Annotated in this window: 24 protein-coding genes and 2 tRNA genes; 13 read left to right on the forward strand and 13 right to left on the reverse strand. The window is 61.7% G+C overall.

The features are described from left to right. The first annotated feature begins 326 nt into the window (after nucleotides 1-326). From K4G67_RS00005 to K4G67_RS00025, 5 genes are all read left to right on the forward strand, one after another. A complete protein-coding gene (locus tag K4G67_RS00005; RefSeq protein ID WP_239804374.1) occupies nucleotides 327-1244 on the forward strand; it encodes a HEPN domain-containing protein in 918 nt (305 codons plus the stop codon). Between the two features lie 494 nt (nucleotides 1245-1738). Then, on the forward strand, nucleotides 1739-2302 hold the full coding sequence (locus tag K4G67_RS00010; RefSeq protein ID WP_239804375.1) for an RNA polymerase sigma factor: 564 nt from the start codon (nucleotides 1739-1741) through the stop codon (nucleotides 2300-2302). Then, nucleotides 2302-3318, forward strand: a complete 1017-nt coding sequence (locus K4G67_RS00015) for a FecR family protein (RefSeq protein ID WP_420829961.1) — start codon at nucleotides 2302-2304, stop codon at nucleotides 3316-3318. Before K4G67_RS00010 ends, K4G67_RS00015 begins: the two co-directional genes overlap by 1 nt. Nucleotides 3319-3459: 141 nt before the next feature. Continuing rightward, nucleotides 3460-6369, forward strand: a complete 2910-nt coding sequence (locus K4G67_RS00020; protein WP_239804377.1) for a TonB-dependent receptor — start codon at nucleotides 3460-3462, stop codon at nucleotides 6367-6369. Further along, on the forward strand, nucleotides 6363-8450 hold the full coding sequence (locus K4G67_RS00025) for an Atxe2 family lasso peptide isopeptidase (RefSeq protein ID WP_239804378.1): 2088 nt from the start codon (nucleotides 6363-6365) through the stop codon (nucleotides 8448-8450). Before K4G67_RS00020 ends, K4G67_RS00025 begins: the two co-directional genes overlap by 7 nt. Here the strand turns inward: K4G67_RS00025 and K4G67_RS00030 are convergent. The 8 genes from K4G67_RS00030 to K4G67_RS00065 all read right to left on the reverse strand — a co-directional run bounded on the left by K4G67_RS00030 (nucleotide 8436) and on the right by K4G67_RS00065 (nucleotide 15301). Continuing rightward, on the reverse strand, nucleotides 8436-10148 hold the full coding sequence (locus K4G67_RS00030; RefSeq protein ID WP_239804379.1) for an asparagine synthase-related protein: 1713 nt from the start codon (nucleotides 10146-10148) through the stop codon (nucleotides 8436-8438). The genes K4G67_RS00025 and K4G67_RS00030 overlap by 15 nt on opposite strands. Beyond that, nucleotides 10124-10810 carry a lasso peptide biosynthesis B2 protein gene (locus K4G67_RS00035; protein ID WP_239804380.1) on the reverse strand — a complete coding sequence of 229 codons (687 nt, stop codon included), beginning with the start codon at nucleotides 10808-10810 and terminating at the stop codon, nucleotides 10124-10126. Before K4G67_RS00035 ends, K4G67_RS00030 begins: the two co-directional genes overlap by 25 nt. A gap of 58 nt (nucleotides 10811-10868) precedes the next feature. After that, nucleotides 10869-10997 (reverse strand): benenodin family lasso peptide, encoded by a 129-nt coding sequence (locus tag K4G67_RS00040; protein ID WP_230291558.1) that lies wholly within the window; start codon nucleotides 10995-10997, stop codon nucleotides 10869-10871. Between the two features lie 113 nt (nucleotides 10998-11110). Then, nucleotides 11111-11692, reverse strand: coding sequence for a GntR family transcriptional regulator (locus tag K4G67_RS00045; protein ID WP_239804381.1), 582 nt, complete (start codon nucleotides 11690-11692; stop codon nucleotides 11111-11113). Nucleotides 11693-11702: 10 nt separating this feature from the next. Then, the gene (locus tag K4G67_RS00050; RefSeq protein WP_420829962.1) at nucleotides 11703-12596 is read right to left on the reverse strand and encodes a phytanoyl-CoA dioxygenase family protein; all 894 of its coding nucleotides are present in this window, start codon (nucleotides 12594-12596) and stop codon (nucleotides 11703-11705) included. An 11-nt stretch (nucleotides 12597-12607) separates the two neighbouring features. Beyond that, nucleotides 12608-13228, reverse strand: a complete 621-nt coding sequence (locus K4G67_RS00055) for an acyl-homoserine-lactone synthase (RefSeq protein ID WP_239804382.1) — start codon at nucleotides 13226-13228, stop codon at nucleotides 12608-12610. 83 nt (nucleotides 13229-13311) lie between these two features. Further along, nucleotides 13312-14058: a LuxR family transcriptional regulator gene (locus K4G67_RS00060; RefSeq protein ID WP_239804383.1), complete on the reverse strand. Its 747-nt coding sequence runs from the start codon at nucleotides 14056-14058 to the stop codon at nucleotides 13312-13314. Nucleotides 14059-14392: 334 nt separating this feature from the next. Beyond that, nucleotides 14393-15301: a DUF7146 domain-containing protein gene (locus tag K4G67_RS00065; RefSeq protein ID WP_239804384.1), complete on the reverse strand. Its 909-nt coding sequence runs from the start codon at nucleotides 15299-15301 to the stop codon at nucleotides 14393-14395. Between the two features lie 129 nt (nucleotides 15302-15430). Between K4G67_RS00065 and K4G67_RS00070 the strand changes: the two genes are divergently transcribed. Both K4G67_RS00070 and K4G67_RS00075 read left to right on the forward strand, forming a co-directional pair. Further along, nucleotides 15431-16090 (forward strand): lytic transglycosylase domain-containing protein, encoded by a 660-nt coding sequence (locus K4G67_RS00070; RefSeq protein ID WP_239804385.1) that lies wholly within the window; start codon nucleotides 15431-15433, stop codon nucleotides 16088-16090. Further along, on the forward strand, nucleotides 16078-16311 hold the full coding sequence (locus K4G67_RS00075) for a DUF5818 domain-containing protein (protein ID WP_275588684.1): 234 nt from the start codon (nucleotides 16078-16080) through the stop codon (nucleotides 16309-16311). The genes K4G67_RS00070 and K4G67_RS00075 overlap by 13 nt, the downstream gene beginning before the upstream one ends. Before the next feature lie 177 nt (nucleotides 16312-16488). On the opposite strand, the gene K4G67_RS00080 is transcribed toward K4G67_RS00075, so the two are convergent. Together K4G67_RS00080 and K4G67_RS00085 are read right to left on the reverse strand one after the other, a co-directional pair. Next, entirely contained in the window at nucleotides 16489-17775 is a 1287-nt protein-coding gene (locus K4G67_RS00080; protein WP_239804387.1) for a tyrosine-type recombinase/integrase, read from the reverse strand. Nucleotides 17776-17932: 157 nt separating this feature from the next. After that, nucleotides 17933-18022 (reverse strand) — tRNA-Ser (locus K4G67_RS00085). A gap of 168 nt (nucleotides 18023-18190) precedes the next feature. On the opposite strand from K4G67_RS00085, the gene hspQ reads away from it, so the two are divergent. Beyond that, the gene (gene hspQ, locus K4G67_RS00090; protein WP_239804388.1) at nucleotides 18191-18616 is read left to right on the forward strand and encodes a heat shock protein HspQ; all 426 of its coding nucleotides are present in this window, start codon (nucleotides 18191-18193) and stop codon (nucleotides 18614-18616) included. 4 nt (nucleotides 18617-18620) lie between these two features. Here the strand turns inward: hspQ and K4G67_RS00095 are convergent, their stop codons facing one another. Continuing rightward, a complete protein-coding gene (locus tag K4G67_RS00095; RefSeq protein ID WP_239804389.1) occupies nucleotides 18621-19487 on the reverse strand; it encodes an ABC transporter permease in 867 nt (288 codons plus the stop codon). A gap of 106 nt (nucleotides 19488-19593) precedes the next feature. On the opposite strand from K4G67_RS00095, the gene K4G67_RS00100 reads away from it, so the two are divergent. The 5 genes from K4G67_RS00100 to pnp all read left to right on the forward strand — a co-directional run bounded on the left by K4G67_RS00100 (nucleotide 19594) and on the right by pnp (nucleotide 24924). Beyond that, entirely contained in the window at nucleotides 19594-20322 is a 729-nt protein-coding gene (locus K4G67_RS00100) for a GcrA family cell cycle regulator (protein ID WP_239804390.1), read from the forward strand. Between the two features lie 76 nt (nucleotides 20323-20398). After that, a complete protein-coding gene (locus K4G67_RS00105; protein ID WP_239804391.1) occupies nucleotides 20399-21142 on the forward strand; it encodes a site-2 protease family protein in 744 nt (247 codons plus the stop codon). Then, on the forward strand, nucleotides 21085-22104 hold the full coding sequence (gene truB, locus K4G67_RS00110) for a tRNA pseudouridine(55) synthase TruB (RefSeq protein WP_420829963.1): 1020 nt from the start codon (nucleotides 21085-21087) through the stop codon (nucleotides 22102-22104). The genes K4G67_RS00105 and truB overlap by 58 nt, the downstream gene beginning before the upstream one ends. Nucleotides 22105-22126: 22 nt before the next feature. Continuing rightward, the gene (gene rpsO / locus K4G67_RS00115; RefSeq protein ID WP_239804393.1) at nucleotides 22127-22396 is read left to right on the forward strand and encodes a 30S ribosomal protein S15; all 270 of its coding nucleotides are present in this window, start codon (nucleotides 22127-22129) and stop codon (nucleotides 22394-22396) included. A gap of 218 nt (nucleotides 22397-22614) precedes the next feature. After that, nucleotides 22615-24924: a polyribonucleotide nucleotidyltransferase gene (gene pnp, locus K4G67_RS00120; protein WP_239804394.1), complete on the forward strand. Its 2310-nt coding sequence runs from the start codon at nucleotides 22615-22617 to the stop codon at nucleotides 24922-24924. A 161-nt stretch (nucleotides 24925-25085) separates the two neighbouring features. Here the strand turns inward: pnp and K4G67_RS00125 are convergent. Together K4G67_RS00125 and K4G67_RS00130 are read right to left on the reverse strand one after the other, a co-directional pair. Next, nucleotides 25086-25161, reverse strand: a tRNA-Ala gene (locus K4G67_RS00125). A gap of 118 nt (nucleotides 25162-25279) precedes the next feature. After that, complete coding sequence (locus K4G67_RS00130; protein ID WP_239804395.1) at nucleotides 25280-26146, reverse strand: hypothetical protein; 867 nt, start codon at nucleotides 26144-26146, stop codon at nucleotides 25280-25282. Nucleotides 26147-26173 lie beyond the last annotated feature (27 nt).

Here is a 26173-nt window from a genome sequence, read left to right on the forward strand (position 1 = left end):
CCGCCTAAACATCAATTCCCAGACGAGGCCCAAGCTCCGCTAATTTACGCAGCTAGGTGTGCCAAATGTTCTGACGACGGACACAGCTCAAACATTTACCACGAGATAGCCAATGTTCTGGAGAAAGCCTCGGGACGCTTCCCCTATCCATATCAGGTCGTCAAACTGTATCCGGTCCTGCCCGGGTGGTCGGCGCTGTGTCCAGGTGCTTGCACTAAGGGTGCCGGCGGTTGTTTCCAAGCGACTTCTCAACGCCCGGGCAGGGCTATCCATTGAGCAGCGGAGTCTTCGGCGATACAGTCAGGGCATCTGCCGACAGGACAACTATGCGCGTCGACCTCGATCATCTTCCCGAAGTACAACAAGCAGAACTTGCACGCGTCCGCGAGACGTTGATGACCGAATTCTCGCGGGCGATTTCCGGCGCGACCCAGCCGTGGAAGCGCAATGGGCGTATCCTCAAGATCATCTTGTTCGGCAGCTATGCACGCGACGACTGGGTCGATGAGCCGGACAATGGGTATCAGTCGGATTTCGATTTGCTGATCATCGTCAATCACGAAAGCCTGACCGACATCGCCGACTATTGGTACATCGCCGAGGACAAAATACTGCATGACCCGACGGTCGGTCGCCCGGTCAATATAATCGTACACACGCTGCAGGAGGTTAATCAGGCGCTCGAACGCGGTGAGTATTTTTGGGTCGATATCGTCCGCGACGGAATAGTGGTTTATGAACTGCCGAACCACGCCCTGACTGCGCCCCAGCCACTAGCACCAACCGATGCGTATGAGATGGCGAAACGGTATTTTGACGAAAAAATTGTTTCGTTGGGCGAATGGATCGAACTGGCTGAAATGGCTTTTAGCAAAGGGGCATCGGGCTCATGGCAAAACAAAGCTGCCTTCAATTTTCATCAGGCTACGGAAACGGCCTACGCATGCTTTCTATTGGTCCGCACACTCTACTTCCCCCGCTCGCACAATATTAAATTCCTGCGTTCTCTGGCGGAGGACAAGGAGCCCCGGCTGATCGAGGCGTGGTCGCGTGGATCGAGGGCTGACCGCAGACGGTTCGAGCTTTTGAAACGCGCCTATGTCGAAGCACGTTATTCGGCGAGTTACGAAATAGGTGCCGAGGATCTTGAGGCTATCTCCGCATCGGTGAGACAGCTTCGTGAAATCGTCGAAGCGGTCTGCCGCGATCACCTCGACCTGCTGCGGCGCGACGCCCAACATTGAGTCGGCGGTGGACAATCCGCCAAAGCCCAACGGAGCGCAGCATCGCTCACGCCGTCGTTCCCGTTAACCGCTCCTGCGCTCGCTCTGACTGAAAGGCGAAACAGCAGTTATCACTCAACTGGCGCGAGAGACCTTTTATTCGCTGCACTTCAATTTGTAGCAACCGCTCCGCAGTTTACTTCACTTTTTATCTGAATTGATTGTCACAGCTTGAACTATGGCAAAGTCGGTATAGTCTAGCGACGCGCCGCAATTAGGGCGGCGCCGAGGCGTGAGAACCTCGCTTGGGACAAGTCACCGGTTGCTTTCTGCGGCCGGGTGGTCGGCGTGCATGTCCAGGTCGTGCGCGGCTAAAGGCGTCGGCGCGTGTTTTCCCAAGCACGTTCTCATCACCCGGCTTTTTAAAGGCCGAGCCTCGCCTGCGGAGGCCGGTCGATGGATAAAGCTGCAATTTTTGATGATCGGGAGGGACGGCGTTGCCGTCCAAACCTGACATGCGGATGAACCCGGCCGAGACCAAGCGTCTTGACGCGCCGGAAGCGGACGCCAGTGGCAAGGAGGCTCGGCAGAAGCCGGATGCGGCAACGCTTTATGCCACCGAAGCGCCGCGCCTACATCGTTTTTTCCGGCGACGCACCGCCTGCCCCGACGAAGCGCAGGACCTCGTACAGGAGACCTTCACCCGAGTAATTGGACATGACGTACCAACAACGCTCCGTAATCCCAGCGGTTATCTGACCCGCATCGCCCAGAATCTTTTGCGTGACCGGGCAAAAGTCGCGCGGCGGCGTTCAGCCGATCTACACTTCTCCTACGAAGGCGACCTTCCCTCCGGCACCGACCCGGTTCATCTGCTCGAGGTGCGGAACATGCTTGACTGGCTCGAGGCCGCCATGCTGGAGCTTCCTGTCACCACACGGGAGGTTTTCATGGCGCACCGCCTCGAGGGGCTTACCTATGCCGAGATCGCCGGCCGCAGCGGCCTAACCATCAAGCAGGTCGAGAAGGCGATCGCCCGTGCCCTGGTCGTACTCGACCGCGCACTGGGCCCGCGCTGATGCCACCGCAACAGCCGAAATCTGGGCCGGGCGATGACGTGCGCCTGGCGGCCGCAGAATGGTTTGCGCGCATGCGAGGGCCCGATGCGGAACGTCATCGCGCCGAATTCGAGACCTGGTACCGCGCCCATTCCGCTCATGCAGCCGCCTATGACCGAATGGGACTGCGCTGGGATCAAAGCGGACTTGTCGGCCACACCCCATCAGGCCGGGCGCGACAAGGCTTGCCCGAAGCGCCACAGCGGCGCTTTCCGGTCCGTGCACTCGCTCTCGTGGCCTCGGCCGCCGCGATCATAGTCGTCGTTACATTGCTTCTTTCAGCGCGCGGCAACGTCCCCATGCAAGACCCTGGCCCCCAAGTTACAAACAACAACACGTCGGTCGAAACTCCCAGAGGGGATATCCGACGCATGAGGCTTCCCGATGGCTCGGTCGTCACGCTTGATAGCGACAGCCGCATTGTCGTCGCCTTCACATCTGGCGAACGGCGCCTTCGCCTAGTTGCCGGGCGCGCCCGGTTTGAAGTCGCGCATGAGGCCGACCGGCCTTTTATCGTCGCAGTGGGTGGCGGCGAGGTTGTTGCGACCGGCACCCGGTTCGACGTCTCGGTGATCGGGGGCAAGCCAAGCGTACGGCTGATCGAAGGATCGATCGAGGTTAGAAGACCAGCAACCTCGGCAGCGGCCGATACAGGGGCTTCCATGGTCCGGTTAAAGCCGGGACAGATGGCGCTGGTCGATACTCCTGCACCGGCCGAGCTTGCCCCGACGGCGGGTGAGCGCTGGGTGTCGGGAACACTCAGCTTCGAGAATGCACCCCTTGCGGACGTGCTCGCCGAAGCCAATCGTTACGCTACCCGCCAGGTTCGGCTCGGTGATCCCTCGCTCGGTTCGCTGCGCTTTACCGGCGGCTTTCGTGCCGGCAATCCCGACCAGCTGGCCAAGGCGCTGGCCTCCGGCTTTGAACTGCGTATTGACCGGGGCCCGGACGGCGATCTGGTGCTTGCCAGGCCCTAAGGCACAACGGCTCTCCAAAAAAAAAATTCGCGCACTCCGGGGGAAAGCCGCGCCGCTGTCGTCAGACACCCCAAGCGATCCGCATGGTGCGGGCGCTGGGGAGACAGCAGCATGGGACGTGGCGGATATCAACTGGTTCAGATGGGCGTTTCGGCGGTCGCGTTGTGCATGGCGATGCCAGCCTGCGCACAGAGCAGCGAGCAGCAACACTATAACCTGCCCGCGCAGGATCTTTCGCGCTCGGTGCGCGCCGTCGTCGATCAGTCGGGCGCGACGATCGTTGCGCCAGCCGATCTGCTTGCGGGCCTGCGCGCACCCGCACTGCGCGGTGAGTTCACGCCTGAACAGGCGCTGGTTCGGCTGATCTCAGGGACGTCCCTGCGGATCGAACACGTCGGAAATGCCCTTGTGCTTCAGCGTGACCCGGCTGACGTCGGTCAGGACACGGCGGCATCCAATGCCGCTGACAATGAAATTCTCGTCACCGGAACGCGCATTCGCGGGCGCGCACCGGCGGGCGCTGCCGTCACCACGATCGATCGCAGCGATATCGAGCAGAGCGGCTATGCGACAACCCAAGAAATCCTGCAGGCGCTTCCACAGAATTTCGGCGGCGGCCCGAATGAGACCACCATCGAGACCAATCGCGGCAATGCCTCGCTCAATCAGAATTATGGGTCCGGGGTCAATCTCCGCGGTCTCGGCACCGGCTCAACGCTTGTCCTGCTCAATGGAGAACGCCCTCCCATGGCGGGTTTCGCAGGCGTCTTTACCGATCTATCGATGATTCCCACGATCGCTATCCAGCGCATCGAAGTCCTGCCTGACGGCGCCTCGGCGCTATACGGATCCGATGCGGTAGCGGGCGTTGTCAACATCATTCCGCGAAGTCAGTTCGAAGGGATTGAGACCACCGCGCGCTACGGACTTGCCGATGGCTTTGATGAAATTCAGGCAGGTGCCATCGGCGGCAAGCGCTGGGACACTGGCAGTATCGTACTTGCCTATGATTACTACCGGCGCAGCCGCCTCGCGGTCGCAGACCGACCCTATATCAGCGAAGATTTGCGCCGCTTCGGCGGCGGCGATTATCGGGCCAACTATGCCAATCCGGGCACGATCGTTGCCGGCGGCCAGACCTTTGCAATTCCGGCGGGGCAGGATGGTAGCAATCTCTCGGCCTCCGATCTCGTGGCGGGAACGCAAAACGTACAGGACCAATGGCTTGGCGCAGACGCGCTGCCGTTTCAGGAGCGTCATGCGCTGTTCGCCGCCGCGCGCCAGGAACTCATGCCAGGCGTGGAATTTTATGCGCAGGCATTATTCGGCAGCCGGCGATTTGACAGGCATCTGCGTGCCTCAAGCAATAATGCACTACGCACCGTACCGATTACCAACCCATTCTATGTCGACCCGGTTGGCACGAACCTGCCGATCCAGGTGCGCTACAATTTCGTAGAGGATCTCGGACCAGAATCGCTTCGCGGAAAGTCGGAAGCGCTCGGCGCCAGTTCGGGGCTTCGGCTCGATGTAGGACAATGGTCGTTTGATGCGCATGCGACCTATGGCACGCAACGCGAAAACTCGGTGTTCTATAATCGGGTCAATACGGCGCGCCTCGCCGCGGCCCTCGCGGACACGGATCCTGCGACAGCCTATAACCTGCTTGGAGACGGAGCGAACACCGACCCGGCAACGATTGAATCGATCCGAGGCAGCACCAGCGACAGCGGGCGCTACACCATGCTATCGGGACTTGCGCGCGCCGATGGCCCTCTATTCCAGCTGCCAGGCGGCGATGCCCGGCTCGCGCTGGGAGGCGAATATCGGTACGAACGATTTCGGGACAGACCCGCAATCAGCGATACAACGACGCTGACCCCCGTCGAACTTGCACCGACGCCGATGCCTGATCCGCGGAGGGTCACCGCCGGCTATGCCGAGCTTCTGCTGCCGCTGGCGGCTCCGGAACTCGGCCTTGCGGGATTACACCGGCTCGATCTGTCGGCGGCGGTTCGTTACGAGCACTACAGCGACTTCGGCGATACGACCAATCCCAAACTGGGGCTTTCCTGGCAGCCCTTTGAAAGCCTGACATTGCGCGGAACCTGGGGCACCTCGTTTCGGGCGCCGACCTTCAATGACCTGCGCCCCGATCTTGCAACACCGCTCCAGTTCGCAATCGGTCTCACTGACCCGGCATCCGACACCGGGCTGACCTATGCTCTGATCCTGCGGGGGACGGTGCCCGATCTGGGTCCGGAACGCGCAACCAGCTGGACCGCAGGATTTGATCTGGAACCAGATTTCATGCCCGGCCTGACTGCGCGGTTGACCTATTTCGACATCGATTATCGCGACAGGATCGCGAGCCCCGCTTCCGAAACGCTCAACTTTCTCATCAACCGGGCGACCTATGCCTCGATCATTGATGCGCCCGCAGACCCGGCGATAGTCGCGGCCTATTTCTCGGGACCGGGCTACGTCGCGTTGTACCCGATTACCGCCTCCCAGGTCACGACGATCATCGATTCGCGTACGCAGAACCTCGCAAGCCAGCATCTCAACGGCTTTGATTTCGATCTCGCCTATCAGGGCAAGTTTTACGACGGTGCGTTTGAAGTGGGCGTAGGCGGCAGTTGGCTGATCGGATTCCGCCAGGCGCTGACCGACGACGCACCGGAAGTCGACATTCTGGATACGCTCGGCAACCCTGTCGATCTGCGTCTCCGCGGCCGCGCGAGCTATTCCGGCCCGCAATTCGGCGCGTCACTGTTCGTGAACTATGTCGATGGCTATGAGAACCGTACAGGCGCGGAGCCGCAACAGGTCGATGCCTGGGTCACCGTGGACGCTCGGATCAGCTACCGGCTTGCTGCAGAAAAAGGCCCGCTTGCCGGGACGGCCATTGCCCTGAGCGCGAGCAATCTGTTTGACAATGATCCACCGTTCACGGTCAATAATCTCGGGCTGACGACGATCGGCTACGATCCGGAGAATGCCAGCCCTCAAGGACGGGTCGTCGCGCTACAGGTGACCAAATCATGGTGATGCTGGGAGCCCTTCTTTGGGCAACGGCAAGCCAGTTCGTACCGCCGGCCATGTCCTGCCGCGAGCGATTACAGCCACCAAACGGTGTAGAGACGCCCACGCCACGCGCAGTGACGGCGGACGACATCATCGAATTGCGCGACTTCGGGGATCCCTGGCAGAATCCGTCGATGGACAGCCCTTTCGCGCTTTCGCCGGACGGGCGCCACATTGCCATTGCGCTGCGCCGCGCCAACGTCGCGGGTAATGACTATTGCTATGGCATCATGCTTATTTCGCTCGAAGATGACACATGGCAGCTCCTCGACGCAGGCGGCGAACCGATAATCATGAGCAGCGATTATTTCGGACGAGCCGACAAAGTAAACGGGACCGTGACCAGTCCGCCGCTTGCCTGGTCGCCCGATGGCAAGTGGATCGCCTATTTGCGGCGCGATCATGGAAGCACCCAAGTCTGGCGGGTGGGGGTGCAGGAAAAGTCAGCGCAACAGGTTACGCATGCGGCAGTCGATGTCCGTCGCTTCGCCTGGTCATCCGACGGTACTGCCATCCGCTTCACGACCCGTCCCGGCATATTGGACGCGGAAGCCGCCATCATGGCGGAAGGCCGAAGCGGCTATCTCTTTGATGATCGCTTCTGGCCGCTAAGCGCGGACCGACCTCTTCCGCGGGAAACTGTGCCGTATGTCGAGCAAACCATCGACCTCGCAACGGGAGTGGTGAGCAAGGCTCAGCCTTCGTCCACGCGCCCTGCGGGCAAGGACAATGCCATTGCCCGGCCCGGCGATCCGGACACGCTGGCCTGGCTCGAGCCCGAAGAGACAACGGCATTTCTGACTTCCAAACGCCTCCACGCCAGTTTGCAAGGGCGCGAGGAGGTCTGTTCGGCAGCGGTCTGCACCGATGTTGCCGGTTTTTGGTGGGACCGCGACGGCAGTATTCTTTTCCTTCATGACGAAAATTATGCCGGTGGCGGGCGGGTGACCCTCTACCGATGGAAACCCGGCCAATCGCCGCCAGTGCGGTTATGGCAGACCGATGCGCTCCTGATCGGCTGCGCACTTCTCCAGTCTTCACTGGTTTGCGCCGAGGAAGCTGCCGACCAGCCACGGAGGCTCGTGCGGGTTGCAGTCAGCGACGGCATGATAACCCCGGTATTTGATCCAAATCCCGAATGGACCACCATCCGCACCGGGCGGGTCGAAATGCTCAATGTCAAATCGGCTGACGGCGCGCCCGGCTTCGCCCGTCTCGTCCTGCCGCCCGGGCATCGGACCGACGAACGCCATCCGCTGGTCATCGTTCAATACACCAGCCGTGGATTTCTGCGTGGCGGGACGGGCGATGAATATCCGATACATTTGCTTGCAGAACGCGGCTATGCCGTGCTGAGCTTCCATAAGCCGCCGCAACCGGGGACGGAGCCGCCCTCACCCGATCTCGATAGCTTCGTGCGCCGCAACCTTGCCGGGCTTGCCGAGCGGCGCCGCAATTTCACCGCGCTGGAAGCCGCGATCGATGCCGCCATTTCGCGCGGCGTAATCGATCCCGAGCGCATCGCGATCACTGGCCTAAGCGACGGCGCAAGTACGGTTGCATATGCGCTCCTCCACAGCCAGCGATATGCAGCGGCGATCCTCAGCACCTGCTGTGATGAACCGAGTTTCACCCAGTATCTGTCGGGGCCCGCTTATGCGGCAGTCACCGAGAAATGGGGATATCCGGGCTATGGTGAGGTAGGCTTCTGGCCCGACTATTCGCTGGCGCAAGACGCGGCGAAAGCTGAACCCCCGCCCATCCTCATTCAGGCTTCCGATGAAGAATATCGCATGGCGTTACAGACTGTAGCAGCGCTTCGCGCCGCGCGGCGACCGGTCGACATGTATGTCTTTCCCGACGAAATGCATGTGAAATGGCAGCCCGAACATCGCGCGGCGATCTATGCAAGGGGTATCGACTGGCTCGACTACTGGTTGCGCGGCAAAATGGATGACGACCCTGCCAAGAAAGAACAGTATCGCCGCTGGCATGCGCTTGCGGCCAGCGGTAGCGGCCGCAGCCCGGTTTCAGCTCGACCATGAGCGCGCCCAGGCTTCAGCATCGACAAGACCGAGAATGCGGCCCGCGCCACGCCCCGAGACCGGCGATGCCGGAGCAAGTTGCTGCTCGATCGCCTTGCAATCGACCAGCCTGTATTGGGCCAGCAAACCGCCGAGCAGCATCGTGCGGACCTGATCTCTGCGCAATTCGAGGATACGTGAAATCATTCCCACAAAGCTTCCCTTGCTTTGCCGCTCAAGAATGTCGCCGGGGAGATGATCCGCGAAGGCGGCCCGGGCAACCGCGCGATTTTGGCCGCCCGCGCACCACTGCCAGCTTGGAATCGACAGGCAGGTTTCGATGACGGGTTGCGAGAGCAGAGGTGCGATGAGCGGTGCATATGCGAGCCGTGTATGTCCTTCAAGGTAATTTTGAATGCGCAGGATTGCAGCCACATGCGCGCGGCTTCCCGGCGCGGCTTGTTCGCAAGCCGCAAGCCAAGGATGCGCAGGCGGCCGACACGCTCCTGCAACCACCTCATTGGCGAGAAAGTCGGGGGTCCAGTGCCACTCCTCCCCTGCCGACCGCCGAAACCCCCGCCGTACGGTTTTGGCGAGAACCTCCCACCGTCCAACCTCGCAAACCTGTGCGACATCCGCCGCGGTTCGCCAGCTTCCCGCGATGTCGCACGTTCGCAGGCGGTCGCGTACCGGTGCAATCGAGGACAAGAAGCAAAAGACATTGTCGCCGCCATTGCCGGTAAAAAAGACATCGGCTCCGATGCGCCTTGCAGCCTCGTGGCTCAGACGATCGGTTTCCTGAATGAAGCTCCTCGCAAGGGGGCGTGGCAGATGTGCTGCAGCCGACACGTCGAGCCGCACCGCGCTTGCATCCGGACGCACCTTGTCGAGCGATGCGCCCAGATGATCGGCGACACAGCGCGCATAGTCAGTTTCGTCGAGGTCCGCGCCCGACGCCTGGTAACTGAGGCAACGAAACTGGCTACCGGCCGTCGCAAGTCCTGCAGCAACGATGCTCGAATCCAGCCCTCCGGACAGTTCGAGTAGCGGTCGTTCGAATTGCTGCGCCCATGCCTGGATCGTCGCGAGAATAGTGTCGCGAAGCTTTTGCGATGCGTCGTCAAACGCGTCGATTTTTGCCGCAATATACCGCGCAGGTGTCCATATCGTCCTGACGCTCAAGCCCTCGGCGCCTATCGTGGCCATCGTCCCGGGCAACAATTCGCGAACGGCACTCAGACACGTGTGCTCGGGGCGCGATTCTCGATAGAGCAACAGACTGCCGAGAGCGTGCCAATCGATTGCGAAGCTCCACCCAGTGATCTGTGAAAGCAGTCTAGCATCGGGCGCAAAGCCCCAGCCATCTTCAAGCGGCGTGAAATAGCAGGGATTAGGACCGGATACGCCGCGAAGGACGGAGCAACCCTCCGGAGCCTGCGCGAAGCCAATATAGCCTCCCCAGACATTGGCAGGAAGTTCATCCACGGCTGCGATCCGGGCGGCGGCGGTCCTGCCGTCTTCAAAGGAGCGGGTAAAGATTTCACCGAGGATGACGCCAGACATTTCCGCAAGGAAGGTCACCTGGACATCTGGGTCTGCAATTACCGTAAGCCAGGGCAACTGATACACGCATGTCATTCCCACTTCCGCACCGGCGGCGATCGCCCTGTCGATCGCCGAAGGCGGGGCGCCGATCAATGCGACGTAGCGGCGGGACATTGTGCAAGGATCGGGGTGTATCGGACGACATGATCGAGCACGTCATTGAGAAGCGTCGCACCCGTCTGGACCCAGCAATGTGCGCCGAACGGCTGCGCAGTGACCCCGAAAACGAGTGTCGTCGCGTGACCATACCGAGCGAGAAAGGTCTTCAATGCCAGAGAGTCGGGCAGGCACGATATCTGATGCTTGGGAAACCAGTTACGAACGCGCCCAAATTCAAGCGCCAAATCATTGACGGACAATCGCCGCAGCGCCCGATCTCCAATGTCATCGCCAAATGATAATGTCGCTTCGGCAACGAGTTGCTGTAACGGCCGGGTTCGGACGCGGCGACGCATACGCATCAACAGCGAGGCCGCTTCACAGTTCCGCGACCATCGCGATCCGCCCGTCGGGTTCAGCTGGGTGGCAACCTTGGTGGGAGCTGCGAATGTGCAAGGCAGCACAGAAGGCATTTGATCCAGTTGTGCAGACACCACCAGATTATGGCGAACAAGGACATCGGGCATCGCAAGCGCGGGGTCACGCTGCTCTGACCATCGGCAGAACGCCTTGTTCACGCCGCGGGGGAGCGCAAAATAGCGATCACGCGACAGGTCCAGAAAGATGGCCTGGCCCTCGACCCAACAGAAGCTGACATGATCAGCGAGACGCCACATGAAATAGCCTTACGCAAAGGCTGGCGCGCCATAGGGCGCGCCAGCGATATCGGGTTCGTCAATCTTCGCCGATGCCGGCGACGCGCTGCAGGCCGCCAATATCGAACGGATCGAGACCATCACCCTGCGTCTCGACGCTTGCGACGCCGAGATCGACCAGTTCGTCGTGAAGTTCATGCGTGTCCATGATCATCTCCTTTGTTCCACCGCGATCAGTCGCGGCAGTCCAAGTGTCCGGACCTCGCCTCCAAATCCCAAGTTTATATGGCGCGTATTTGAAGGAAGTTCAGGGGCAATATCTCAGCCATTCGCGCGATAGCGCAGGCGCAGAAGGTCGGGCACCGCAGCAATTCGCCGCCGATGATAGCGCCCGAGCAGCACCCGGCGGTTTTCGGCCTGCGCCAAGGCGGCGAGTTCTTCATCGCAATCACCGAACCAGATTTCTTCACCGATCCGCACCGCATGCAACCGGTCGTTGAGCGCAGTAACAGCAGCGAGTTGTTCGCAATTCCCTGACAGCCGCGCCATTCCAGCAAAGAGCGCTTCGGCGCGCTCGGCGACCGTACTCGTCGGAGTCTCCTCACTTTGCGGCACCGGCAGATCGACAAGACGCGGGGCGGCGAGCAGCAGTTGCAGGTTCCAGGCATAAAGATCGCGAAGGTCAGGTTCAGTAAGCAAGGGCACCTGGAAGCCCTCGCCCGCTGCATCAACCATGCGCTCGCCGGTGAGCCGGTAGAGCGCATCGCGTACCGGGGTGATGCTGGCAGCGAGCTCGTCGGCAAGCGCGGCGGGATCGAGACGGGCGCCGGGTGATCTGCGGCCTTCCCGCAGCATCTGCTTCAGGCCTCCATAGACCCGATCGAACACCGGCGCCGCATTCATCACAAAGCGCTCAGCCCCCGCCGTTTGCGCGACCGAGGCTGCGGCGGAACGCGCCGACCATTTCCGCCTGGTCGGGCCGTAACGCGTCGACCGCGCCGATCCTGTCGGGAAGGCCCTCGCCCAGCAGAACCGAAGGGCACAGGCCTTCCCAATTGCCGAGATTGGGGCGATGCTGGCGATAACCCACCAGCGCAGCGAGCTCGGGCGGGAAGCGCCGTGCGACGTCAGGTGGATAGGCGAGCCACTGATTTTCATAGGGCTTGAGCCACCCGAGGGCATAAGAGACGATCATCCCCCGGCGGATCGCTTCGCTGCTATTGCCGCCGGCACCGTGCAAGGTCGATCCCAGAAAGATCAGGGCCGAGCCTGGCACCATCTCGACAGTGACGCTCATATCCGGTTCGCTGGGATCAAGTGCGCGTGCGCCATGACTGCCCGGATAGACGAGCGTCGCGCCATTCTCCTGCGTATAGGGCGTGAATGGCCACATTACATTGAGCAGATATTCCGTCTCGCCCTTCACCCCTTCCCACATATCCTGGTCACGATGCGGCATTTGCTGCGGGGCGCCGGGGTGAATTTCTATGGCCTGGGTAAGGTTGAGCTGGATCGTATCGCACCACGCACCAAGCGCACGTTCGACAAGCTCGATGATGAGCGGATGCTGGACGAACGCGGCGGCGTGCTCCGAGCGTGTCAGCAACCGGCCAAAGCGTTTGGTATGCTCGCCGTAAAAGTCCCCGCGACAGAAATCGGTCTCCTCGAATTGCGGCGCGAGATCGGCGTCGAGCGCCGCCACCTGCGCGGGCGGGACGAGATCGGGCACGGCGCAATAGCCGTGCAATAGGAGCTGCACCTCCCAGTGATCGGCGGGGGAGAGCGGGAGTTGCATCTGCGTTGCCATAGTCCTCACCCTCAGGCTGCGTGGCGGATAGTGTGCGGCGTGGCAACCGGCTCCGCAACAAGCCCGGCACTGGCGAGCAGCATCGGCGTTTCATGAGTGATCGCGATCCGCAGCGCCCCGAGAAGGCTCGCGCCTTTCTCGCGCGGCAATCCGAGCGGTTCGCAGTCCCAGCCAAAGGCAAGTATCTGCTGCAGCCATGCGATCTCGGCGACGCCGGTATAGGCCTCGACGCCACTTGCCAGCGCATGATTGGTCAGTGCGCAGACCAGTGTGTCGCGGACCCGGCGGCGCTGGCGGGCATTCTGGCGTGGGTCCAGGGCAAAACGGGTGATCTCCCGGGTCGTCGGCCCTTTTGGCACCGCGTCCTCGCAAAGATCGGGAAAAAGCGTATCGAGGATATGCGGGCGCTCGGTTTCAAGCAGCCGTGCCGACCCGAGATGCTTGCCGCACTCATCGGAGAGGATGAGATATATAGCGCGCGGATCATCGAACTGATCGATTTCGTAGCGCCCGGCGAGCACCGGGACGTCCCAGCCGAGCATGTCGACGAAGATACGCTTGCGCGCCTCGAACATTGCAGCGAGAAGGCCGTCGGGCACACCCTGCGTGCCATTAAGGGTCGTCAAATACATGATGGTCGCTCCCGTCTGATGGACGGGTGACCCTCACCCCGGCGGTGATTTTCGCCTATCCCCAGTTCTGGGGATAGTGCGTTCTAGCGTCGGAAGATGTCGCTGAAAGAAATCAGTCCGTCGAACAAGGCGCGCACTGCCAGCACAGAACGCTTAGGCACGTCGTAGCGTTCACGCGCCTGTTTGAGATGCTGAGTGACCGTTTCCTGGCTCAGGCCCAGAATCCGTGCAATCTCCCAGTCGGTCTTGCCGCGCGCCATCCACAGGACGCAGTCGCGTTGGCGTTCAGTAAGTGTCGGCGTGTGGACATCGAAATTTCTCGAGCCGTTGATCCGGCGCGCCGCTTCAAACGCGAAGGCGCCGGCCAATTGCGCCAGCGGCAAATTGTCGACCGGCATGGATCGCCCGGGTGCCACTGCGAATGAGCAGGATCCGGTTGCTTCTCCCGGGACATGGGCAGGGACCGTGAAACCGTCGCCAATCCCGCTTGTGCGCGCATGTTCGAGTACAGTGAGGTCGGTTTTGGTGAGGCGGATGAGATCGGGCACCCGCTGCCAGGTGAAACCGATACTCGTTGCCTGGCTGGCGCGATGCACGGGATCGCTCACTCCCAGACGCCGCGCGTCGAACCAGGCGACCCAGTCGTCCGGATAGTTATGGAGCCGCATCCCCGCTTGTTCCGCTGACGCAAAGTCGACATGATGCGTCAGCGCGAAGTAATCGAAATCCATGCTGGTTGAAATACAGGCCAGCGCTTGCACGAGATCGGCGTTCGTCGACGCCTGTTTTGCCAGGCCGAAAAACTCCCTGGCTATTCCCAATCCGCTCATCGTCCGCATCGATCGAGGGGGCGTTTCCCAATTCGCCGGATCCCGCAAATCGCCTTTTATGGGCCGGGCGGCCTCGGTCTCATGTCGCGCCCCCGAACCTGCTGTACCGCCTCCTTCCGGGCATCCCGTTTCAACCGCTCTCCAATCGACGGGAAAGCGCCGCGCTCCCATGCAGCTTGTGCTTGTGGCATCCTATTGGAGATGCCGAACAACTATTTGGCTTCAGCCCATTCCAAAATGCAAATTTTTGAGAATTACTCGCGGCAATTTTTCAACTCCCATGATTGCTGCTCCGTGTTCGGATCCGTGGAACATCGCCAGTAGGGGCCGCTCTTCATGCCGAAGTTCGGACCGCGCGCATGAGCACATCGTTCCAGTCGTCCCCGGCTCGCTCTGGCCGCCGGGTAATAATCCGCCGACCTTCGCAGGCATACGCCTCGCGAGCTCGCACTTCGGCAAGGCGCCCGCCCGCATCATTGTCGACAAAGAGATACAGCTGCCGCACCGATTCCGGGATTGTGGCCAGGCCGAAGCGTTCATTGCCAAGCGTTGCCCAGCAGGGAATGTTAAACAGCTGCATCGCTGAGAGAGTCGTTTCGTTTCCTTCTGCGAGGCCGAGGCGTCCTCCATCCGGACTTGCGAAACGAACTGCACCAGAACCGGGGCTGCCCAGCGCGCGTTTGGGCTGGGCAAATGATGCCAGGCGGTGCTTGCCAATATCGATGAAGGACCGGTGCAGCGCCATTATACCGGCATCATTGCGGACAGCCGCCACCATCGCGGGCAGAAAGCGGACAGCATCCTTTGGCCCCAATGGCATGCGTGGATGGAAGCGCAGCTCTGGCGACGATATGCTGATACCTCTGGACGCGAGATAGTCCTCCGCGGGGCTCCCGGCCAGGGAAGATGCCTCGAGCCAAAGCCTGAGAGCATTGCGATTGGCGACCTCCCGTCGTGGCTCGGCCACGATCGGATCACCTGTGCCATCGAACAGATCCGCAATCCGTATCCCAACCGCGGCCATGGCTTCGATAACCGCCTCGTTCGTGCAGCCGGCAAAGCAATGGACAAGGATGGCCCGTTTGCCGAGCGTGATGCTGAGCGAAGGAGTACGATCGGCATGCGCCGGGCAGCAGCACATGCCACGCGACCGAGACCATCTGCCACCCAGTTGTTCGACGATGTTGCGGGCGCTGGTTTCCAGTCGTGCGCCTTGGACTTTGGGTGACCGGTCTTGTTGCACGGGGGCATCTCCATCGTAACATGCCTTCACCCGCGCAGCCTCCGCTCTGCGTCGCTTGGGATTCAATTTTCCTACAATGATCGTTCTATATATGTTCCATATCGATTCGGCTATTGAGGAAATCGGTCAATGACACGGAAATGGGCAGTGGCCGCTGCAGCAGCGACCGGAATTGGGCTCACCGTGACTGCTCACGCGCAGGAACAGCAGTCCTCTGACGGGCTTGCCGCGATGGAACGCACAACCGCCGGGTTCCGCGTCACGGAAGGGTCAGCCGGCTTTCTGCTTGTCGAGCATGACATTTGGCCCACGCAGCCAGCGACCGCAGCAGAGATGCCGGTTGCCGACACAGTACCAACCGATTTGCTCTATAGACAACGACACCGCCAAGGCAGCACGCCGTCCGGCTTCCGCCGCGCAAGCTACCTCCCCCATGTTCACGCTGCAGAGGCCCGATACGCACTGCCACGCGGTCTTCTCGATGCGCTTGTTTGGACAGAGTCCCGCTACAATCCATTGGCCGTCAGCAAAGCGGGCGCTGCCGGGCTAGGACAATTGATGCCCGGGACGGCGCGCGACCTTGGTGTATCCAACCGCTTCGATCCAGTTGCCAACGTCTTCGGCGCGGCTAAATACCTTCGACAGATGCTCGACAAGTTTGGCGTAGTTCCGCTAGCGCTCGCCGCTTACAATGCAGGTCCGGGCGCCGTTGATCGCGCGGGTGGCATTCCGCGCAATGGCGAGACGCCAGCCTATGTGCGCGAAGTGCTGCGCCAATGGCGCTTTTGAACAAGGGGGTAGTAGTGAGCGCCGGTCGAATACGCATCTCGGGAACGCTGAGCCGCGGGAAGCGCGGAATGATCCTGACAACAACAGACGATGCCTGGATCATCGAATGCGACGAGATCAAGGACGACCTTATCGGCGCTAACGTCACCGTTGAGGGCGTTGTCGCAGGCATGAACCGTATCCATGCAGACTGGATTGGCGAAGAATCGCGGTCATCCTGATTCAAACAGTTGTGTCTTAGCGAATGGGAAGGGTCGCTCCATTCCCAATGCCAGTACGAAACTTGCATGGCTCCCCGCGTAAATGAGACTTCAAACGAAACTTCCGCGGGTCAGTGCCGATCGTCACCGGAAGCCCGATCCGAACGATCGATCCACTTCCGATAAGGGTAGGACCGGCTATCTTGAAGGATATTCCAATAGCTTCTGCGGCGATGGAAAAATGCCGAATATCATTCGCGCCCATTCGTCGGCTATCTCTCGCCGACGGTCGAGAAATGCCGCTCGATTGTAAACGCCTTCGGAGTCCGAAACGCCTTCGGGTAAATGCGCCAGCATGAGATCGATCACCAGTCGATCACTCGGAGTACCGTTTCGTTCGGCCCATTCGTTCATAATTGTTGAGAATGATGCTCGCCAGCCATGCGGGACATGCCTGCCCTGGTATCCACAGCGATTGTAGAAATAGCTCAAGGTATTCTCGCTCATTGGAATGCGGGCATTCCTGTTGCTGGGAAAGACCAGTGGTCCACGGCCGGTAAGCTGCTTTACGGCTCGCAGGACCGCGACCGCCTCAGGCGCTAGCGGCACAAGATGTTCGAAAGTATCTTCTCGTTTCAGCTCACTCGTAAGCTTCATATGACCGGGAGGAATTCGCCAGATCGCAGAGGTGGAGGGTTCTGAGCCTTCCCAATCGATGCCCTCCAGTTCGGTCCACGACATCGACCGCACGGCCCCAAGACGCTGGGCCGTCATCGCAACAAATCTCGAAGCAAGCTTGGTGAGCGGTGAGGCAAATTCGATCTCCGTTTTACGGATCATATCCTGCAAGCCTTCCACGCTGAGAATGGCGGGGCGCTTGCGGCTACGCGGTACCGGCTTGAGGGCTTTTCCAACGACGGCTGCTGGATCTCTGCCTGATCGACCCTCGGCAATTGCGTGCACAAAGACGGCAGACATCCTCTGCCGGACGCGATGGGCGGTCTCAATTGCGCCACGACGCTCAATTTTTCGAAGCACCGAAAGAACCACCGGCTCATCGATTTCTGTCACTGGCAGCGCACCGATCCACGGGAATATTTCCTTCTCGAGGCTAGTGATCACATCCCTCGCATGGACGGCAGACCAACGCTCCTCCTGCAGAGCAAACCAGTCCCTGGCCACAATCTCGAAAGTATTTGTTTTAGCCAAAGTCCGAGCAATGGCAGCCTTCTTGGCTTCGATGCCGGGATCTTTCCCATCTGCCAACAGCCTGCGCGCCTCTAGCTTACGCTCGCGAGCCTCCTGCAAGGAAAGTTCGGGATAGGTCCCCAAAATGAGCCTACGCTCCTTTCCCGCAAACCGATATTTCAACCGCCAACTGCGACGACCGGATTTAGCGACAAATAGGTACAGCCCCTCGAAATCAGCGAGTTTGTAATCCTTCTCTTTCGCCTTCGCCTTCCGCACTGCAAGTTCGCTGAGCATCTGTGCCCCCAATTTTGCAATTCGATGCCCCCAAATGTGCCCCCAAATGTGGCGGATCCCTATGGAAAAATCGAAACAAATAGAGAACACAAACTAGCCGAAAATGGCCAAAAATCAAGGAAAACCGTGGGTTTCCGGACGCTTGAGGAAGGGTGACTGGCGGAGAGGGTGGGATTCGAACCCACGGTACGGTTGCCCGTACACTGCATTTCGAGTGCAGCGCATTCGACCTCTCTGCCACCTCTCCGCATCCGAGGTTCGTGCATCGCCTTTCGGCAACGGGTCGAACGAAGGCGGGCGGTTAACCGATGCGCCGCCCTTTGCCAAGAGGGCATTCGCAATTTATTCGCGTTTTCCTACATGCGCGAAATGGCGCTCGCTTGTTTCGATCCCGCCATGCGCCTATATTGGCGGCATGAGCATCAATTTCGGTTCCAATGAGATCGACACGGACGCGGGCAGGAAACGCTCCACGTTCTATTCCCCGCAGGCCGGACGGGCGGTCAGCGCCCCTGCGGTGACGAGCGCGCGATTCGCCATCGGCGACGTCGTCCGCCACCGCAAGCACGATTTCCGCGGCGTTATCTTCGATATCGACCCCGTCTTCGCCAATAGCGAGGAGTGGTACGAATCCATTCCCAAGGAACTGCGCCCGCGGCGCGAACAACCCTATTACCACCTGTTCGCGGAAAACGACGAAAGCAGCTATGTCGCCTATGTCAGTCAGCAGAACCTGACCGAGGACGGCATTTCAGGGCCGGTCGATCACCCCTCGATCGAGATGATCTTCGGCGAATTCACCGACGGCCGCTACCCGCTGCACCGCTCGCTCAGCCATTGATCGGTCAGCTGCGGATCTTCCATCCCGACCGCAGCACCGCATAGACGATGAGCGCGAGCACGAGGTTGAGCACGCCGAGCCCGATGGCCCCGTGAAGGACCGCCATGTTCGTATCGCCGATGTCGCTGCGCCCCAGAAAGCCGAAGCGAAAGCCTGAAATCACGTAGAAGAACGGGTTCAGCCGGCTGATCGACTGAAAGAACGGGGCGAGATTGTCGATGACATAGAACGTGCCCGACAGCAGCGCGAGCGGTGCCACCACGAAATTCGTGACCGCCGCGTTATGGTCGAACTTTTCCGCCCAGATCGACGTCAGCATGCCGAGGAACGCCAGCATCGCGGTTCCCATCAAACCGAACCACACGATCGCCCACGGGTGCGGCGCGGCAAGGTCGACACCGGGATAGAGCGCCATCGCGAGCGCCACGGCCAGCCCGACCAGCACGCCGCGCGTTATCGCCGCGCCGACGATGGCGATCATCAGCTCCGCATTGGACAAGGGCGGCATGAGATAGTCGATGATCGTGCCCTGTATCTTCCCGCCAAGCAGGCTGAAGCTGGAATTGGCGAAGGCATTCTGCATCATGCCCATCACGATGAGGCCAGGCGCGACGAAAGTGGCGAAATTCACGCCGAGGATTTCGCGCCCCGACCGGCCCAGCGCGACCGAGAAGATGACGAGGAACAGGAGCGTCGTGATCGCCGGCGCCCAGATTGTCTGCGTCTGCACCTTGAAGAAACGGCGGACCTCTTTCATATAGAGCGTCCACAGCCCGAGTCCGTTGACACGGCCGATAACAGGCTCACCCGGCGCGCGAAAGCGCGAGACATGTTGCTTTATCGGGGCGGGCGTGATTTTCGGATCGTTCATACAGTCGGTGCGGTTACCGGTATGCGAAAGGGATGGCAAGCAGCCCCGCCGCCTTCCACGCCGCGTCCGCACCCTGTCGGGCGAAAAGTTTTTGAACGGAGTATCCATGAGCTGGACCGAGGAACGCATCGCCACGCTGACAAAGCTGTGGGAGGGCGGATCGACCGCATCGCAGATCGCAGAGGAACTGGGCGGTGTGAGCCGCAACGCGGTCATTGGCAAAGCGCATCGGCTGGGCCTGAAATCGCGGCCTTCGCCCGTGAAATCCGGCGAAAAGGCGAAGCCCAAACCGGCCAAGCCGAAGAAGGAGACCGCAACGCCCGAACCCGCGGCACCGGCCGCGCAACCGGTCGCGGCGAAACCTGCGCCGGAACCCGCGCCCGCCCCGGCACCCGCGGAACGCCCCGTCCGCGCGGAGGCCGCGCCCGCCCCGGCCCCGACCCCCGCCCCGGCCCCCGCAGCGAGCGAGGACGACGACGCACCCGCGCAGAAAAGCAGCCCGCGCATCGTGTCGGTCGGCCCCGGCGGCTTCCTGCGTCAGGGTCCGGGCGATCAGCAGCCGCCGATTCCCCCCGCGCCGCCGCGCCGGCTCGTCCCTGCAAAGCCCAGCCCGGAAATTGCGGACAAGACAAGCCTTCTCGACCTTAGCGAGCGGATCTGCCGCTGGCCCATGGGACATCCGGGCGAACCGGATTTCCATTTCTGCGGCGAGGCGGTCAATCCCGGCTTCCCCTATTGTGTCGAACATTGCGGCCGCGCGTATCAGGCGCAATTGCCGCGCGGTTCGCGCCGTCCCCCGCCGCCGCTGCCGTTCGGCGGTCCGCGCGTGCGTTGAAATCCCGCTGAATTCGTGAAAGAGGGCGTCCGGGCCGACCGGGCGCCTTTTTTTATGGCGGGTCTTTTTATCGCCCATGACCAGTCGCCATGCTGGCCTTTGCGGGTTTCGTCGCTATCTGACGGGCATGGACGAAACCCTCTATCTTGCCGCGGCGCTGATCGTTCCGCTCATCATCGCCATCGTCTTTCACGAGGTGTCGCACGGCTTCGTCGCGCGCATGCTGGGCGATCATACGGCGGAACAGATGGGGCGCCTCACGCTCAATCCCGTTCGCCATGTCGATCCGGTCGGTACGCTGCTGGTGCCGGGCGTGCTGGCATTGTTGTCGATGCCGGTGTTCGGATGGGCAAAGCCCGTTCCGGTGGCAAAGAACCGCCTGCGCAATCCGCGCATCGGCATGATGCTCGTCGCGATCGCCGGGCCGGGGAGCAATTTCCTGCTGGCCGCTATCGGTGCGGTGCTGCTGGGCACGGTTGTGGCGGGGGCCGGGCCGGATGCGGGGGGCATCGCCGGTTTTGGCCTGACGTCGCTTTATTATTTCATCGCCATCAACATTTTCCTCGCGCTGTTCAATCTTCTGCCCATCCCGCCCTTCGACGGGTCGCATATCGTGGAAGGGCTGCTCCCGCGCCGGGCGATCCCGGCCTATGAGCGGCTGCGTCCGGCAGGTTTTGCGCTGGTGCTGATCCTGTTGCTCGTGGTGCCCTATGTATTCCCGGGGCTTGGCATCGTGGAAAATGTCATCCTGCCGCCGGTGCAATGGCTGCTTGCCAAATATATCGGCATCGCGGACCTCGTCGCCGGGGTCCGCGCGTGACGAACGGGTGGATCATCCTCGACAAGCCGCTCGCACTCGGATCGACGCAGGCGGTTTCGGCGGTGAAGCGCAATTTGCGCGAGGCGGGGCTGGGCAAGGTAAAGGTGGGCCATGGCGGCACGCTCGACCCGCTGGCGACCGGTGTCCTGCCGATCGCATTGGGCGAGGCGACGAAGCTTGCAGGCCGGATGCTCGACGCGACGAAGGAATATGCCTTTACCGTGCAGTTCGGGCGCGAGACCGACACGCTCGACACAGAAGGCGCGGTGATTGCCGAAAGTGACCGGCGCCCGCCGTTCGCTGCGATCGCGGCCGTGCTCGACCATTTCACCGGTGCGATCGATCAGGTCCCGCCGGCCTATTCCGCGCTCAAGATCGATGGTCGGCGCGCCTATGACCGTGCGCGCGCGGGGGAGGACGTGGCGATGGCGTCGCGCCGCGTCACGATCCACACGCTCACCTTCGCGTCGGAGCGGCGGGACGATGGTATCGCGGGCACATTCGCGACGGCGGGCGGAAGGCCCGACCCCTACGACCCTGCCGCCCCGCTCGAACTCGCCGAATCGGTGACGTTGCTGGCAAAAGTGTCGAAGGGTACCTATATACGGTCCCTGGCGCGCGATATTGCGCGGGCGCTGGGCACTTATGGCCATGTGACGATGCTGCGCCGCACGCGCGCAGGGCCGTTCGCCGAGGCGCAGGCGATTTCGCTGGACATGCTGAACGAAATCGGCAAGGGCGCGCCACTTGAACGCATTCTCCTGCCGGTAGAGGCGGGGCTGGACGACATCCCGGCCCTCTCCCTTTCCCCGGACGCGGCAGGGGCGGTCCGACAGGGTCGCAAATTGTCCGGGCTTGCCGAACCCGACGGAACCTACTGGGCGAAATCGGGCGAAACGCCGGTCGCCCTCATCGAGGTCGCGGATGGCGAGGCAAGGGTCCTTCGGGGCTTCAACCTTTAACAGGATGTCGCGGAGTAAGACTATGTCGGTTACCGCCGAAGAAAAACAGCAGATCATCCAGGACCACGCCCGCCACGAAGGCGACACGGGCAGCCCGGAAGTGCAGGTCGCCATCCTGACCCAGCGCATCCGCAACCTGACCGGTCACTTCGACGCGAACCACAAGGATAACCATTCGCGTCGCGGCCTGCTGGTCATGGTCAACAAGCGTCGTAGCCTGCTCGCCTATCTGAAAAAGATCGATGTCGAGCGGTATAACGACCTGATCAAGAAACTGGGCCTGCGCAAGTAAGCCGAGAGTTACGGGAAAGCGGCCTCATCAAACGGGCCGCTTTTTCGCTTATGGGGATCGGGCCATGCCGCGACCCCGGATCAATGGGCAAGGCGAACGCAATCCGGCGTCGCCGCCCGAAAACAGGGGCCGATTTGCCCCGCACCGGACCGGGACGGTTATTCCCGCACAAGCAAACCCCGCCCGTGCAATCTGGCCGGCGGGATTGAGGAAAATACATGTTCGACACGAAAACCGTATCGATCGAGTGGGGCGGCAAGACGCTGACACTCGAAACCGGGCGCATCGCCCGACAGGCCGATGGCGCCGTTCTGGCGACCTATGGCGAAACCGTGGTGCTGTGCGCCGTCACCGCCGCGCGCAATGTGAAGGAGGGGCAGGATTTCTTCCCCCTCACCGTTCACTACCAGGAAAAATTCTCGTCCGCCGGGCGCATTCCCGGCGGCTTCTTCAAGCGGGAACGCGGCGCGACCGAAAAGGAAACGCTGACCAGCCGTTTGATCGACCGTCCGATCCGTCCGCTCTTCCCCGAAGGGTTCTATAACGAGATCAACGTCATCGCGCAGGTCATGTCCTATGATGGCGAGACCGAACCCGATGTCGTGGCGATGATCGCCGCGTCCGCCGCGCTGACCATTTCGGGCGTGCCCTTCATGGGTCCGATCGGCGCATGCCGCGTCGGTTATGAGGACGGCGAATACACGCTGAACCCGTCACAGGCGCATGCCGCCGACACCGCGCTCGACCTGATCGTGGCGGCGACCGGCAATGCCGTGATGATGGTCGAATCCGAAGCCAAGGAGCTTTCGGAAGAAATCATGCTGGGCGGCGTGATGTTCGCCCATGATGAGTGCAAGAAGGTCGTCAACGCGATCATCGATCTTGCCGAACAGGCCGCGAAGGATCCGTGGGAACTCGCGCCTGTCGAGGACAAGAGCGCCACGCTCGACGAGCTGCGCGCGCTCATCGGCGACGATCTCGCCGCGGCCTATCGCCTGACCGACAAGCAGGAGCGGCAGAACGCCGTGAACGCCGCCCGGACCAAGGCGCGCGAGCATTACGAAAATCAGGAAGCGGCCGACCCGGCGGAATATCTGGGCAAGCTCAAGCTGGTCAAGAAGCTGGAAAGCGACATCGTGCGCAAGGCCATCCTGAAGGACGGCACCCGCATCGACGGCCGCACCACCACGCAGGTCCGCCCGATCGAGGCGATCGTCGGCCTGCTCCCCCGCACCCACGGTTCGTCGTTGTTCACGCGCGGCGAGACGCAGGCGATCTGCACCACGACCCTTGGCACCAAGGAATCGGAGCAGATGATCGACGGGCTCGAGGGTCTGACCTATTCGAACTTCATGCTGCACTACAACTTCCCGCCCTATTCGGTCGGCGAAGTGGGTCGGTTCGGGGCGCCCAGCCGCCGCGACATCGGCCATGGCAAGCTCGCGTGGCGCGCGCTGCGTGCGGTGCTGCCGACGAAGGACGATTTCCCCTACACGATCCGCGTTCTGTCCGACATCACCGAGTCCAATGGCTCGTCCTCGATGGCGACGGTATGCGGCGGCTGTCTGTCCATGATGGACGCCGGCGTGCCGGTGACCCGCCCGGTTTCGGGCATCGCCATGGGTCTCATCCTCGAAGGCGAGGAGTTCACTGTTCTGTCCGACATTCTGGGTGACGAAGATCACCTCGGCGACATGGACTTCAAGGTGGCCGGGACCGAACAGGGCATCACCTCGCTCCAGATGGACATCAAGGTCGCGGGCATCACGCGCGAGATCATGACCCAGGCGCTGAGCCAGGCGAAGGAAGGCCGCGCGCATATCCTCGGCGAAATGACCAAGGCGCTGGGCTCCGCCCGCACCGAGATTTCGCAGCACGCGCCGCGCATCGAAACGATCCAGATCGACAAGTCGAAGATCCGCGATGTCATCGGGACCGGCGGCAAGGTGATCCGCGAAATCGTCGCCGAAACCGGCGCGAAGGTGGACATCGACGATGAGGGCCTGATCAAGATCAGCAGCTCCGACAACAGCCAGATCGAGGCCGCGAAGAAGTGGATCGAGGGCATCGTCGAGGAAGCCGAAGTCGGCAAGATCTACACCGGCAAGGTCGTCAACATCGTAGATTTCGGCGCGTTCGTGAACTTCATGGGTGGCAAGGACGGGCTCGTCCACGTGTCCGAAATGAAGAACGAGCGCGTGGAAAAGCCGACCGACGTCGTGTCCGAAGGGCAGGAAGTGAAGGTCAAGGTGCTCGAGATCGATCAGCGCGGCAAGGTGCGCCTGTCGATGCGCGTCGTTGACCAGGAAACCGGTGAAGAGCTTGAAGATACTCGCCCGCCGCGCGAACCGCGTAGCGACCGCGGCGAGCGTTCCGATCGCGGCGGTGATCGCCGTCCGCGCCGTGATGGCGACCGGGGTGGCCGTGGCGGCCGCGGTCCGCGCCGTGAGGGCGGCAATCGTGGCGGCCCGGTGGACAAGGGCGAAGGCCCCGATCACATGCCGGCGTTCCTTAAGGACGACGATTGATCCGACCGCCGCAAGGCATCGGACACGAAACGGGCCGCGAGGGGAAACCTTCGCGGCCCTTTCTTTGTGCCGCTGCAGGTGCCATGCGCGCGGCGCACGAAAAGCGGCGAGGCGCATTACAGCCGCCCCGGCAAACGATCCCGGTGATGTGAGGAGGAGACTGGTGGAGCCGAGGGGAATCGAACCCCTGACCTCGTCATTGCGAACGACGCGCTCTCCCAACTGAGCTACGGCCCCGTTCCAGTCATATCCGCCGGATTGTGTTCATCCGGCGGACGCGGCGCTGTTACCGCATGATGCGGCTGAGGCAAAGGGGGAATTTTTCAAAAACCGCCCTTTGCCCGCCTGTCATCGATTATTGCCCGGTGGTGGTTACTGGGGTGGTTGCGCCCGGAGCAACCGGCGCTTCCTGAGCCGGGGGGGCCGGCACGATCTGCGGTTGCAGAACGGGCGGAATGGCATTGACCGGGTCGGTCACGACCGTCGCTCCGGGCGCGGGCACGCCAGCGTTGGACGGCGCGGGATCGACGGGATTGCCATTCGCATCGACGGCAACCGGTGCAATGCTGGGCGCGGGCGCGAAACTGCGCGGCGTGTAGGGGTAAGGCTCCCCATAGGTGGCGAGATATTGGGCCTCCCACGCGGCGGCGTCTTCCTTGTAGGCTTCGTACCGCTCGAAAAAGGCGAGAAACGGTTCTTCCAGGCGAAGCAGCAGACCCGGGGCCGCCTCGCTCAGCCCGCCCTTCGGCATCGAGGCCAGCTCTTCGCTCACCGCAAGAGCGATCGGGCAGAACTCGTCCTCCATCGCAGGAAGGGCGAAATAATTATAGACCTGCGTCATGTAGGCGTCCTGCGGATCGCGGAACGATGGGCCGTATTTCTGGCGAAATTCGCTATCCACCGTGCGCCCTGCGGCGGCGAGATCGCGCGTGTGCGTGCCGAGAAACGCGCCATAGCGCTCCGCCATCGGTTCATAGATCACGCCGTCGCAATTGAGCGCCGCCACGTTATAGGCGGAACGCAGGTTCCAGACCGCCTGCGCCGGGGTCACCCATGTGTTGACCGTCTGACGCACGCCGGTCGGATCGGTGCGCGGAACCTGAAGCCCTTCGTGGGCGCGGTTCGGCGCAAGCGGCCGCGCGGGAAATGCTTCCGGCTCAGGCGGCGGCGGCGGGGGCGGTGCCGGTTCGGGCGTGGAGGAACACGCCGCGATCGCGGTCATGCTGGCCAGGGCGGCCAGTCGAAAAAT

The sequence above is a fragment of the Croceicoccus hydrothermalis genome, from assembly GCF_022378335.1.
Taxonomy (GTDB): domain Bacteria; phylum Pseudomonadota; class Alphaproteobacteria; order Sphingomonadales; family Sphingomonadaceae; genus Croceicoccus; species Croceicoccus hydrothermalis.